Origin of the sequence: Bradyrhizobium sp. Cp5.3 (assembly GCF_000426265.1) — a bacterium.
GTDB classification, from domain to species: Bacteria; Pseudomonadota; Alphaproteobacteria; order Rhizobiales; family Xanthobacteraceae; genus Bradyrhizobium; species Bradyrhizobium neotropicale.
The window spans coordinates 1-12,737 of sequence record NZ_AUFA01000078.1 but is presented as its reverse complement, the minus strand read 5'-3'; the positions used below and the strand labels follow the sequence as shown (position 1 = coordinate 12,737).

The following is a 12,737-nucleotide window of genomic DNA, read 5'->3' as shown; positions in this document are numbered from 1 at the left end:
AAGCCGATCCGTCCCCGCGTTCGGCCCCAACGGTGCGCCCGCCGCGCCGCATCGCGACCGTGGCGCGGCCCGCAGGCCGCCGTGACATCCGCCTCCATCATCGTGCCGAGCGCCTCGATCCCCGCCGCAAGGCAGAACCGATCAAAGCTCGCCCGCACTTCTGCAAACGCTTCGTCCACAGCCCCAGTCGCCGGCGAACCAGCCGGTGTGATATCTCTCGTCATGGCGTTGCTCTCCTTTGTGGAATCAGCACCCCGAGCCTACCGGCTCAAGGTGGGCAACGCCGACCTCTTCAGAAATTCAACAGAACCCGGGACATCCCCCGAAAGCCGGGACCCGAGGGGCTCTCGAAGCTGATCACGAATGAATAGTCGTCGCTGTTTGCACTCCATATTTCCATGTTTACGACGGCACGATGGAACTGCAGGCGCATCAGGGTCTGTTCGCCGGGCCAGGTTCGAGCATTGAGGTCGCCACATCGTTCTAGCTGGCGGCGTTTGACGACGCCTTGCGCGACACAGCCGACCCGAGATATTCGTTCAGCACGTGACGCTTAATTGCTGCAGGGGTCCCTTTGAGGCAAGCCACAAAGTGGACGCCGCAATCTCCGCCGCAGAGCTATGCTTCTCTCCGCGGGACGGACGGCTAGCAAGTATGTCATGAACAACTTGGCCAAGCGGCTGCGCCGTAGCCTTGTCGCGGGCCATGTCCTCGATACCCAACTTACTTAACAAATTCCCGCTCAGTCATTGCCGGCCTCGCCCATTTGTGAGGTGACCCATTTCCTGAGAGCGTCGGGTGTTAGGCTTCCATCGGCTAGCCCTCTCCAAGACTGCCTGCCTTCGATCCACCTGCTTCTTCGGGCGGGCATCTCGTCAAGGAGCCTTTGTGCAGTTGGAGCAAAACGCGCAGCATCAGAATGAGGGTTACCTTTAGTCTCTTCGAGAGCTTCACGAAAGAGTTCTTCGGATTGCTTCCACGAAGCCTCGCTAAACCTGCTCTCCGCAAAGTACTCAAAACAAGCTCGGAACGTCAAAGCACGGCCAACGACCGCATAGGCTGGCAATCCCACCTCGCTCAGCCACTGCCGGAAAAACTCCCTTTGCTCTTCGCTGTCGAGTGGAAGAAAGTCAGCATCGTCGAAGTCTAAAAGCAGCGCCATGCCAGCAGTGATTTCGCCCTGTACTTGCGCGTGCTGTTTTTCGAACCAATCGCTGATTGTCTGCAACGGCGTCATCGGCTAATTCACACTCGATCTCTGCAATACGGCTCAGCTAGGAGGGAACAGAGTGCCTGACATACTCGGTGGATGTGTTTCGCCCAATCTGAAGCAGCGCGGACGTGACGCGCTCCTCACCGTCAAGTGAATCGGAAGCTGTCCCTACCACGCGTCCCTAACTTCAACAGCCAGCCTCAGCCAGTAAAGCTAATCAGCGCGGCCTGGTGATGGGCCAAAGGTGCCGTCAAGGTGTACCCTTGGAAACTCCCGCGGGCCACCTACCAGGATTGGTCGGTCACGAGACGTGGGTACACGTAGCGTCGACCTCTTTAGAGTTGGTCAATCGCTTCTGCAAAACCTTCTCAAACGGCATACGTCAATGTTCTTCGCTGGGTCCGCGCCCTGGTAGATAGCCAATCAACTCGGCGCTAAGGTTTCCGAATAGCCCAAGACAAACCAACAACAATCGCGACGAATATGACCGCGGCAATCCCCAGCGCGACATATTCCATGGTTTTGCTCCGCTAATTGGCATCATAACAGGAAATTCAGGAGCGGAGTTGCCCTGTCTCAGCTCCGCTCCCTAAGCATCACCGTCAGTCCCGCGATACGGCGAGGCTGTGAGCAACTTCTGTGCCGACGAAAACGTCGCGCAGCTGAGGAATCGCATCGCGATTGGGAAGCTAGCCGGGAAGGAGAGGTTCGTTTCTTCGGTAAGGCCGATGCGGCGGCGAGCAGCATGCGTCGAATTGTCGAGCGAATAGCGAGTCGTTTTGATCGCGGGCTTTCGGTTACGGACCGGCCCCGAGGGGCTACGGTCTATATCGCCTAATCGGATTGTCCGGCCACGAATGCACCCTGGTTGTGCCGTCGATGATCCCGAGGAAGCCCGACGATCTCTTGAAGACGAATCGCCGGGACGCTGTTTCTCGTACCCGGTACTGCGCGCCGGCGAGTTAACGACGGTATAGGTTCCCGATGAAAGCCACGAAGCGGTGCGAGATCTCGTCCGTAGCCGAGCCGCGGTGGTTGAGACACTACGGGTCCACCGGTAGCAGGTGAGCACCTTCATGCTCAAGCACGGACGCACCTATCCGCGCAAGAAGAGCTGAACGAGGCGCTATCTGCGCTGGCTTTCAGGAACCCAGCAGTTCGATCACCCCGCACATCAGATCGCGCTCCAGAGCCTGGATACGAAGTTCTATCTCGTACAAAGCCAGCGCAATGGTGTGGGCAGAACCGAAAGGCGGAGGGTCATCTCATTCGCCTCAAACAGCGTGATCACCATTCGGTACTTTTCGAGGGGCTCCGGTGAAATTGGGCGGTACAGTGGATGCTACTTCGAAAGGTTCGAAAATATCGGTCCAGGCAGTTGCTGTCATTTTGGACCTTCAGATCTGTCCGCCTGACAACACGGATGTCCGAACGTTTACACGACGGCGAATGCATTCTAGCGGCGTGGCGCAAAGCAGATAATTTGCTCTTCAGAAAGGGCTCGCACAACCTTGTTGCTGGCACGGCGATTGCTGGGACAGATTGGAGCACGGTGATGGCGACGACGCGCTCATGCAGTCAGTCTCCGGCCCGGGGTTCAGATGAGGCCTGCTCGATTGATCAATCAAGACCACACTGGTGCAGCCACCCGTCAAATCCGGAGCGGCCCTTGGGTCAGCGCCAAGCTGAGCAGCGCTGCAGGGTCGACTCCTTGCGTCATGTTGCTGCGTAAGGATCCTGAAAGCGCGCCGCGTGACGAATTGCTCAGGTGTTTCGACGAGGTGCTTCGCATTGGTGTCGTTCTCACACTGGACGGTTCCAGTGCACCAGCGCTGGCGCGAGCAATCATACAATGACAAGGAGATGGTGATGAACAAGGAAGCCGGACTCAACGATGACATTGGCATTGCAACAGGTGCATTTTGGGACTTTACCAAGCGAGCCATCGGAACTCAGACAGAATTCTCGAAAAGGTTTTTCGGCATCTATTCGCATTGGCAGGAGCGAATTCAAACCGAATCCACGCAGGCAATGGAGCTCTTCGGGAAAGTCAACTCCACGAGCTCCGCAACCGATCAGATCGGCTTTCTTCAGGTCTGGATGAAAGGCGCTACGCAGCGGGCCGCGCAGGATGTCGTCTATTCGATTGAAGCCGCAAAAGTGCTCGCGAATGTCGAACTTCCACTCTTCGCCAACCCGGAGCTATTCAAGCCTACAAGCCTCTTCCCCACCTTGGGGTCGCTGAACTTGCCAGCCGGGGCCGGCATTAACTTCCATTATGGTTCTTGGCAACTGCCGACCCTCCGGATTGAAGGATATCGACCAGAGCGATGAAAGTTGGGCTTCCCTACAGTAGTCCACGGAATGACAGTTTTCGTCTTACAAAAGAGCGTACCGCTGGCACATGACACAGGCGAACGTTGACCGCGCCGATCCTCACCTCCCCCGATGCAAGCGATGCCACCAGCGTTCGGCTCGGCTACAACCGTCCGACAAACTGTGCCCAGCACGCATTACATTGGGGAAGCCACACTCCCCGTGGTGTCCTTATGGCCCACGTCCTGCGCTGATATCCTTCGGACCAACCGAATGCCGGCAAAGACCGGTATCGGAACGTTGGCCGGTCCTGCCGCTTGCGGCAAATCCAACCAGAGCAAGCAAATAGCCGAGAAAGCCAGGAAACCTACCCCATGAGACCTCCGCCGTCGCGGACGAAGGAGAGAACGCGTTCTGGGCAAAATCGGCGGAGTCTGGCCTCATCACAACTTGAAGGGGTTCCATGTTGAACTTGGCGCCCTTCCCGCCAGCAGAGGGCTCGTCATCCCGAATGCACTGATCAGCAGAACACGGCCGGAAGGCTGTCAAGGAGTCCGGCAGGACGAGGAATGGCGAGGGTGATAACCGGTCTGCAGCGCGAGCAAATCGCTCCCGACTGCGTGCGCGAGATGGTCCCGCCACTTCTTCACGAACATCATCACGAGGCGGGGACCCCGACCTCGAAGAGAAGCGCGATCGCCGGATAGCTTTGACACCACGGTTGGTTCGGAAGGCACAACCACAATGCGGTAATTGGATCAGGGTACTTGACGTCTCAGCCCGGTTAGAAAAGACCGGTTAACCGGCACCCGGGACAGGGGCAGTGGTAGCGGTCGCCGAAGGCGAGCCCCTCCTGCGAGCCCCCCCCCGGCGAGGAGCTCATGTCTTGCGCGAGAGATCGTTACCCAGAGGGCCGCGCCGAAGGCTCGGTGAGAGCAGCTCATAGAGCCCGATCCGCACCGCGGACGCGCCCTCCCCTTGCAAAAGCAATGTCATGAAATCGGGCTGTGCGCCAGCAGCTCTCATCTGCCGTCTTCATATGACCGCGCATTAGATGGCGGCGGCGAGCTTCATCCACGTCGAGGATCTCCACCAAATTCCGCATTCGCTTCAATGTACCGGCCGAGCCAGCCGTAGGCGTTCACGATCTTTGTCGAAATGCGTCTATATTCCCTGATCTATGGAAGACCATTGCTCGATCGCGTGACTTCGCGGAAGCGCTGCTTCTTCATTGTCCTGAACTTGTAGGATCTACTCGCCGCCGTCTCCCGATGTCCCTTGCGTTGCATCCGTTGTCGGGTTTGTCGCGTCCGCGACACGGTGATGTTGTCCGGCCAGCGTACCGCCGTACTCTCGATGAAGCCTTTGGATATGTTGCGCATTGGCACGACCCTTGAGTCGCTCTCCTTTCGCGCGGCAGGAGCCGCCGACTGGCGTCGCTGAATGATCTAATCACTTGAAAAGGAGACATCAATGAAGACCGATATGTCAGGCTATGGTGTAACCGAACTAACTTCTGAAGAGGCGTCTGCAACTTCGGGAGGAGGGTTATTTTGGGCAATCTTTTTCGGAGTTATGGGCCTAGTAGGCCTTGCAGCTGTCATTATAGGGGCGGAATGGCTAATAAGGACGCGCGGTTAGAACATAAGTGGTGCAAACATGGCGGCGCCGCGCCCTCGGGGTCGAGAGCGCGCGAGGCGGGCGGCAAGTAGATTCAGTCGCATGAACATGACGTCGCCGGATCGCTATTTCTTCATCGTCCTGGACTTGCACGATCTTGCTCGTTGCCGCTCTCCCGCCGCGCACGCAGTTCAGCCCTTTCTGGGGCTTTTTCCTGGTTGGCATGACGGTTGAATTACTCTTTTTTCGCGACGGCAGCGGCTGCCGACCGGCATCCCTGGCTGATGCTCTCATTTGCAAAGGAGATAACAATGCAGACCGATATATCGGCCTATGGCGTAGTCGAATTGACCCCTGAAGAAGCATCCGCAATTTCGGGAGGGTGGTTCTGGGCGGCTGTGGCAGTTTTGGCGGGCCTAGCAGCAGCCATTGCAGTTGGGCTCTTTCTCCCTTGATCCATTCATGCGGGAAGCCGAGAAAGTTAATGCGGTTTCGGCTGTCGCGAGATGACGCCGTCCTTGGCGTTTGAATTGGAAGTCTACGAAGCGGATCTTGGTCGGATGGAGTTTGAGCCATACCGCCGAGCCATTCGTATGTCGATACCCCTGGAAATCCCAAGCCCTATAGAGGGACGCGCCAAACTGGGGCCGAGCCAGATGTGTTCACTGATACACCCAGTTTGCTCGGCTTGGAGACGCAGCTGGAAAACGCAATGTCGGCATGAAGAGCTTGCACGCTCTCAATCTTTTGGCAGCCAGCGACACTGTCGTTACGGCCTCGGCATTGCGATTGAGGATGAGGTGTTCAGACCGAAGATTCGCGACCGCTTTCAGGAAGAGATTGTCCGAGCTGGCAGTGTCGCGCACTCGCGCGGGCGCCAAGTACATCCAACCGCATCGAGTGACCTCATGAATCGCAACTCGTAGTCTGGGCCTGCACCATCTACTCGCCGCCGCTCTCCTACCTTGCGTTACCCGCTTGTCGGGTTTGTCGTGTCCGCGACACCGTGATGTTCGGCCGTCGCACCGCTGCCCCTCAGTTAAGCCGTTGAATAGAATACAGAACGGTTCTTCCGAAGTTTTTTTTCGCCGTTGGCACGACTCTTGAGTTTCTCTCTCGCGTGACCTCGGCGACTGCCGACCGGCATCGTTGACGGATCTACTCGTTTGAAAAGGAGACAACAATGAAGACCGATATGTCAGCCTATGGTGTAACGGAACTAACTCCCGAAGAAAAATCCGCAACTTCGGCACGAGGGTCCTGGCTGATTTTGGGAGTTGTGACGGGGTTAGAAGCAGCCTTATACACGCGTGAATTCGCGACATTTTGTCGTCCCGCCCCCGCCTATCCCCACCAGGGCGTTTGAACGTGAAGTCTACGAAGCGGGTCTTGGTCGGATGGAGTTTGAGCCCATGCCGACCGAGCCACTCGTATATCAATACCCCTGGAAATCCTGAGCTCGCTCGGAGCGAGCCAAGCTGGAGGCCTGGCGGGACGCACTCACTGAAAACTCAGCTTGCTCAGCCTGGAGGCACAGCTGGAAAACCAAAGAGGGAGTGAAGCGGTTGCACGCCCTCCAGCTTCTGGCAGCCTGCCGCGGCACACAAGCAATGCTGCCATGACGAGCCTCGGCAATGTGATTGGAAATGAGGTGACAGACCGAATCGAGATTGTCCGGCTGCCAGTGTCGTCCGCTCGCATGCCGATCGGGGCGCCAAGTTGCGTTGAGTTTGTCGCGTCCACCACACGATGATGTTCGGCCCGCGTACCCGCGCACTCTCAGTTAAGCCGTTGGATAAAATGCCGCACGGTTCTTCGGGGCTCTTCCTGCCCGGTTGGCACGAAACTTGAGTTTCTCTCTCTTCGCGGCGGCAGGAGCTACCAACCGGCATCGCTGACTGATCTTTTCATCTGAAAAGGAAGCAATAATGAAGACCGATATGTCAGCCTATGGAGTGACCGAACTAACTTCTGACGAGGCATCTGCCACTTCGGGTGGGATTTTTTGGGAAGTAGCTTTCGCAATTGTGACGATGGTAGGCCTTGCAGCTGCAACCATCGCGGAAGGGGCAATACGGATCCGACTTGGCAAATAAGTGGCATAAACTCTCCTCTCTCTGCAGATTAGCAGTTTCCATGGAAACTGCTAATCGTCATAAGGAAACGCCCCCGTGACACGACCGATGTCTTAATCCTTCTGAAATTGTCGGCTACCGGCGCCATTCGCCCCACCAGAAAACCGAATCGTTCCGCCTTCATCTACTCGTTTCCGCTCTCCCGGCGTACTTGCGTTGCCTCCTGCGGTCGGGTTTGTCGCGTTCGAGACACGGTCATGTTCGGTCGGCGTACCGCCGCGCTCGCAGTTAAGCCGTTGAACAAAATACAGAACGGCTTTTGTGGAGCTCTTCCTGCGCAGTTGGCACGACACTTGAGTTTATTTCCTTTTGCGGCGGCAGGAGCCGCTGACCGGCCGTCGCTCACGCGAGCTACTCATTCGAAAAGGAGTCAAGAATGAAAAACGAAGCCATGGAGACAGATATGTCAGCCTATAGGGTAACGGAATTAACTCCTGAAGAGGCATCTGAAACTTCGGGAGGGTGGGCGATTCTGGTGATCGGGTTTGTGGCGGCCGCAATCGTTGCAGGCGCATTTATAGCGCGTCGGTTTCACGGGCACCGCTAGATTTGAAGAGCGTAAGTGACGCAAGTTCTCCATGTCACCATACCGAATATCGATTAGCAGTTTCGATCGGAACTGCTAATCGTCATAACCAATGAGCTTGTGACATGACCGATACCTTACTTCCTCCTGAAATTGTCAGCTACACCGCGGAGAGCATCCTCTCCCGGCAAGAGGGACGATCTTTGGCGATCTACAAGATCATTATGCTTTCTGTGGTTGCGATATTGGTGTCGCTCCCACTCACCACCATAACGGTCTCTGTTCAAAGTGCCGGTGTCATTCGCCCCACCATCGAGAAGACGCCCCTCATCGCGCCCGTGTCCGGCCGCATCTCACGTATCCTTGCCGTTGAGAACGAGCTGGTTACCCAGGGCCGAGAGATCCTCGCCCTCGATGATGAGGTGGTTGAGGAAAAGCTGCGGGCACTTACAGGCGAAATTCGCGCGAAGAGTGATCTTGCCCATGACCTCGAAACCCTGATCTCCTCCGGCGCAGAGGCCAAGGACCCGATCGGCCTCCTGACCGAGTCCGCCACGGCCGAGAGGCTGCATTTTCTCAACCTGCTGCGGGAGAACGAATATGCTCGCAGTAACGCCGCGGCAGAACTCGATCGCGCCAAACGACTGGTCTCCGTTGCTGCAGCGCCCGCAAGGGCCGTCGACGACAAGACTTTCGTCCTCCAGAGCATCGAGGTCAAAGGCGAGATTCTCGCCCGGCGCAAATCCGCCGAATGGAACCAGCAGCTTTTCGACACGAACCTGCGCTTGAAGGAACTGTCAGCCAACTTGCATCAGCTTGAGAACGAACGGGATCTGACCCACATTCGAGCCCCCGTGTCCGGTGCTCTAGAGCAATTTTCCGGCCTCACCGTCGGCGGCTACGTCCAAGCGGGGCAAACCGTGGCTCGAATCTCCCCGGACGGCGAGCTGGTGGCGGAAATCTACGTCTCGCCCAACGACATCGGCTTCGTTCGGTCGGGCCAGTCGGTGCGTCTCCAAGTGGACGCCTTCAACTACAATCAATGGGGTGTCATCGAGGCAACAGTGCTCGACGTGGCCCAGGACTTCACCCTCCACGACAGGACCCCGATCTTCAAGGTCCGCTGCGCGCTCTCTCGCAGCTACCTCGCTCTCAAAAGCGGGGTGATGGGTCAGCTGAAGAAAGGCATGACCGTGCGTTCCCGCTTCCTCGTCGCCGACCGCACTCTCCTTCAACTCCTCTACACTGAGGTTGACGATTGGCTCAACCCGCTCCTAGCGGCCCGTTAATTCTTCATTTTTCGAACAGCAAGCCGATATGTCGAGCAAGGTGATCAAGTGCAAGCAGCGCGACATCACCGATTGCGGAGCCGCCAGTCTTGCTTCTGTCGCTGCCTTCTATGGCTACAAGCTGCCGTTGTCGCGCATCCGCCAGTATGCCTCGACCGACCGCTCCGGCACTACGGTGTCGGGCCTCACGCAAGCGGCTCAAAAGCTGGGCTTCATCGCCAAGGGCGTGAAGGGTGGGTTCGACAGCCTGTACAAGATCCCCAAGCCCGCCATCGCGCACGTCATCGTCAAGGAGGTCCTGCACCACTTCGTCGTCATCCAGAACATCGATGCTCGGTGGGTCACCGTCATGGATCCCGCCTATGGCGAAATCCTCAAGCTGTCGCACGAGGACTTCAAGGCGCAATGGACTGGCGTCCTGGTGCTCCTGGTTCCGGCTGACGCTTTCAAGCGCCGCGACGAAACCACTTCACCCCTCACCCGCTTCGCCCGCCTACTTGCGCCACATAGGGAGGTGATGGCGCAGGCTCTCATCGGGGCGCTGGTGACGACGATCCTCAGCCTCTCGACGGCAATCTACGTCCAGAAGATCGTCGATCATGTGATCACAGCGGGGAATCGCAACCTGCTCAACCTGATGAGCGTTGCCATGCTGCTGATCCTGGTGCCGCAGATCCTGATCGATCTCCTTAGACACCGGCTTACCCTGCAAACCGGCCAGAAGATCGATGTCTACCTGATCCTCGGCTACTACAATCACATCCTAAGCCTGCCGCAGAAGTTCTTCGACAGCATGCGCATGGGCGAAATCGTCGCCCGCATGAACGACGCGGTGAAGATCAGGAGCTTCCTGAACGACGTCTCGATCACCATGTTCGTCAACGTGCTGGTGATATTGTTCTCGTTCGCCCTGATGTTCGTCTACTCGTGGAAGATCGCCTTAGTCGTGGCGGCCTCTATCCCACTCTACCTCTTGGTCTATTGGACCATCAACCGGCTGAATAGGAAGCGCCAACGCGCAATTATGGAGGATGCTGCCGATCTGGAGGCGCAATTGGTTGAATCGCTCGGAGCTGTGTCCACGATCAAGACGTTCGGCATAGAGAGCTTCGCCAATCTCAAGATGGAGACCCGCTTCGTCAAGATGCTGCACTCGGTCTATAGTTCCGGCCTCATTTCGGTCTTCGGAGATAATGCCTCGACCTTCCTCTCCACCCTATTCACGATCGTGCTGATGTGGTTCGGGACGACGCTTGCGCTCGATCAGACTGTCACGCCCGGCGAACTGCTGTCCTGCTACACGTTGCTCGGCTATATCACCAGGCCGATTGCCAGTCTGATCCAAACCAATCGGATCGTTCAGGATGCTTTTATCGCGGCGGATCGCCTGTTCGAGATCTTTGACCTGGAGCCGGCAAGCGGTGGCAGCATTGATGCCACCCAGTGCGACCTTGGCGACATCCGCATGGAAAACGTCACCTTCCGCCATGGCGCGCAGCCTTGCCTTTTCCAGGATATCAACGTCACCTTCGGCCGCGGCAAGACGACCGCCGTGGTGGGGGAAAGCGGCTCAGGCAAGAGCTCCCTTGCGGCACTGTTGCAGAATGTCTACCCGCTTGAGGGGGGACGCATCCGGATCGGGCCCTATGACCTCCAGGATTTCTCGACCGCATCCCTGTGCAAGGTTGTTGCTGCGGTACCCCAATCGATCGACGTGTTCTCGGGCTCGGTGATCGAGAATATCGCCCTTGGCGAGTTCGAGCCGGACATCGAGAAGATCCTGCAAATCTGCGATCAAATCGGGTTGCGGGAGGTGATCGAGCGCTGGCCCGGTGGTCTCCAGGCCTATCTAGGCGAGAACGGCGTACGCCTCTCCGGCGGCGAGAAGCAGCGCCTTGGGCTGGCTCGGGCTCTGTACCGGGATCCGGAGATCCTCGTCCTGGACGAGGCGACCTCCTCTCTCGACCCCGTCGCCGAGACCTTTGTCTTGGGAGTGGTCGAGGATCTGCGTCGGGCCGGCAAGATCATCATCGTCATCTCTCATCGCCTCAGCACCATTTGCGGGGCCGACAAGATCGTGGTCTTGGACAAGGGCCGGGTTGCTGCCGAGGGAAGGCATGCTGAACTGCTGACAGCTGAAGGCACCTACGCTCGATTGTGGCGAGCGCAAAGCGGATCCAGCTGACAGGTTCAGGTGGGATCATCGCAGAGTTTTGCCGGCCGCCTCCGCCAAGCCGACTCGGGGACGACCTGTCGGAGCGCTGTGACCATGTCACTCGCAAGAGCGAGAGAACGTCAATATGTGCAATCAGGCCTGAGCGCCCATCGCGGCGTCCAGTGAGAATGTCTCGCGATGGTCACGACCTGAAAGCACGGCGATGATGTTGATGGTTTCAGCGATGTTGGCACGCGAGGACCACGATGACCGCTTCCTGGATAAGCTGTTCGAGCCGACGCAGTGCACCGAGTGGTGTACCCGCGTCCATCGCGCCGACCTCCGCACTGAGGCCGCAAGTGGTAACGGCCGGTTAGGGCGGAAGAAGAATGCATCGATGATTTCCGGCCGCGCGCTTAGTTGCCGAATTCAGTGTACCCGCCAAACAATCTTCGCTTATTTTCAGGTCCTTTGTGCATCGCGAAGTTGTGCGTGGCGCGATGTTTCGCAGTCAATTTTTGACATTCTCATCACCAGATCCACCCGATCGGGGTACGGCTTACGGTCGAAGACTCGATAGCCTGCATCGTGATAGAATTGAATAATTCGAGAATTACTCGGGAGATCATTCGTCTGACCATAGACCCAAAATGGCTCCAAACAGCTTGTTGTCTCTATGTGACTAAATACTCGGCGCGCCGTTTCGGCCAAAAGTATTGCTCCAATCCGTCTTCCAATCATATCGGGGACGAGAGCCATCCGATGGAGATATACTCCAGGCTCCTTGTAGATCGCGTCGCGATGGACCCTAAAGCCGAAGCAGAAGCCGATTAGGCGTTTGGATTTTGCAAAAGCAACGGTGCTGAAAGTCCATTTATCCGTATAAGCCCGCCGCTCATCACCTTCGGCCAGGACATCACGCTCCGTCCAAGATTGGAAGGGAATCTGATTGTGCAATTTCACAATGCCTCGCGTGTTGGCGACTGCGAGTTCCCGCGTCAATTGCCCGACGGTGAACTCTGCACCGTCAATATCACGAAACGTTTGCGAAAGGAGAGTGCGCGCAATTTCTTCGCCCATCCCACACCTCGTAGTTCCTGTCGAGACCACGCTCGATCAGAAGGGTCAATCATCGACCGTCAGAGCCAAACTTGATGTGGTGGAACGGCCCGCTCCAACAGCATCAAAGTGCTAGAACGTGGTCGTTGTTCGAACGCCACAAAGGAGGGACCGTTCCGTGAAACAGGTTAGCACCATCGGGTTGGATTTGGCCAAGCACGTTTTCCAGGTTCACGGCGCGGATGCGGAGGGCTCGCCCGTGTTCAACAGGAAGTTGCGGCGCAGCGAGGTTCTGCGCTTCTTCGAGAAACTGCCACCATGCCTGGTGGGGATGGAAGCCTGCGGTAGCGCCCACTATTGGGCGCGCGAGATCGCAGCTCTCGGTCATGAGGTGCGGCTCATTCCGCCGGCTTATGTCAAACCC

At 57.3% G+C, this 12,737-nt stretch carries 7 protein-coding genes and 4 pseudogenes; 7 read left to right on the top strand and 4 right to left on the bottom strand.

From position 1 onward, the window contains the following. Together K289_RS49740 and K289_RS0139025 are read right to left on the bottom strand one after the other, a co-directional pair. Window positions 1-224: pseudogene (locus K289_RS49740) on the bottom strand (IS256 family transposase); the annotation flags it as partial. 518 nt (window positions 225-742) lie between these two features. Beyond that, window positions 743-1,237, bottom strand: a complete 495-nt coding sequence (locus K289_RS0139025; protein WP_027556317.1) for a hypothetical protein — start codon at window positions 1,235-1,237, stop codon at window positions 743-745. A 602-nt stretch (window positions 1,238-1,839) separates the two neighbouring features. Here K289_RS0139025 and K289_RS52695 point away from each other — a divergent pair. From K289_RS52695 to K289_RS0139010, 6 genes and pseudogenes are all read left to right on the top strand, one after another. Continuing rightward, window positions 1,840-2,409 (top strand): annotated as a pseudogene (locus tag K289_RS52695) (IS110 family transposase); the annotation flags it as partial. 673 nt (window positions 2,410-3,082) lie between these two features. Next, the gene (locus K289_RS0139020; protein WP_156918431.1) at window positions 3,083-3,547 is read left to right on the top strand and encodes a hypothetical protein; all 465 of its coding nucleotides are present in this window, start codon (window positions 3,083-3,085) and stop codon (window positions 3,545-3,547) included. A gap of 2,785 nt (window positions 3,548-6,332) precedes the next feature. Next, a complete protein-coding gene (locus K289_RS51190) occupies window positions 6,333-6,515 on the top strand; it encodes a hypothetical protein (protein WP_156918430.1) in 183 nt (60 codons plus the stop codon). A gap of 1,145 nt (window positions 6,516-7,660) precedes the next feature. Beyond that, window positions 7,661-7,831 (top strand): hypothetical protein, encoded by a 171-nt coding sequence (locus K289_RS51185; RefSeq protein ID WP_156918429.1) that lies wholly within the window; start codon window positions 7,661-7,663, stop codon window positions 7,829-7,831. A gap of 182 nt (window positions 7,832-8,013) precedes the next feature. Further along, entirely contained in the window at window positions 8,014-9,099 is a 1,086-nt protein-coding gene (locus tag K289_RS0139015; protein WP_027556315.1) for an HlyD family secretion protein, read from the top strand. A gap of 28 nt (window positions 9,100-9,127) precedes the next feature. Then, window positions 9,128-11,284, top strand: a complete 2,157-nt coding sequence (locus K289_RS0139010) for a peptidase domain-containing ABC transporter (RefSeq protein WP_027556314.1) — start codon at window positions 9,128-9,130, stop codon at window positions 11,282-11,284. 174 nt (window positions 11,285-11,458) lie between these two features. Here K289_RS0139010 and K289_RS52690 read toward each other — a convergent pair. Both K289_RS52690 and K289_RS0139005 read right to left on the bottom strand, forming a co-directional pair. Next, window positions 11,459-11,594 (bottom strand): annotated as a pseudogene (locus tag K289_RS52690) (P-type conjugative transfer ATPase TrbB); the annotation flags it as partial. 122 nt (window positions 11,595-11,716) lie between these two features. After that, complete coding sequence (locus tag K289_RS0139005; protein ID WP_027556313.1) at window positions 11,717-12,334, bottom strand: hypothetical protein; 618 nt, start codon at window positions 12,332-12,334, stop codon at window positions 11,717-11,719. Window positions 12,335-12,491: 157 nt separating this feature from the next. Here K289_RS0139005 and K289_RS0139000 point away from each other — a divergent pair. Then, window positions 12,492-12,737 (top strand): annotated as a pseudogene (locus tag K289_RS0139000) (IS110 family transposase); the annotation flags it as partial.

What these genes read in the sequence shown, in the direction of transcription:
- K289_RS0139025 (WP_027556317.1), bottom strand. Translation starts at nt 1,237, where the DNA reads ATGACGCCGTTGCAGACAATCAGCGATTGGTTCGAAAAACAGCACGCG.
- K289_RS0139020 (WP_156918431.1), top strand. Translation starts at nt 3,083, where the DNA reads ATGAACAAGGAAGCCGGACTCAACGATGACATTGGCATTGCAACAGGT.
- K289_RS51185 (WP_156918429.1), top strand. Translation starts at nt 7,661, where the DNA reads ATGAAAAACGAAGCCATGGAGACAGATATGTCAGCCTATAGGGTAACG.
- K289_RS0139005 (WP_027556313.1), bottom strand. Translation starts at nt 12,334, where the DNA reads ATGGGCGAAGAAATTGCGCGCACTCTCCTTTCGCAAACGTTTCGTGAT.
- K289_RS51190 (WP_156918430.1), top strand. Translation starts at nt 6,333, where the DNA reads ATGAAGACCGATATGTCAGCCTATGGTGTAACGGAACTAACTCCCGAA.
- K289_RS0139010 (WP_027556314.1), top strand. Translation starts at nt 9,128, where the DNA reads ATGTCGAGCAAGGTGATCAAGTGCAAGCAGCGCGACATCACCGATTGC.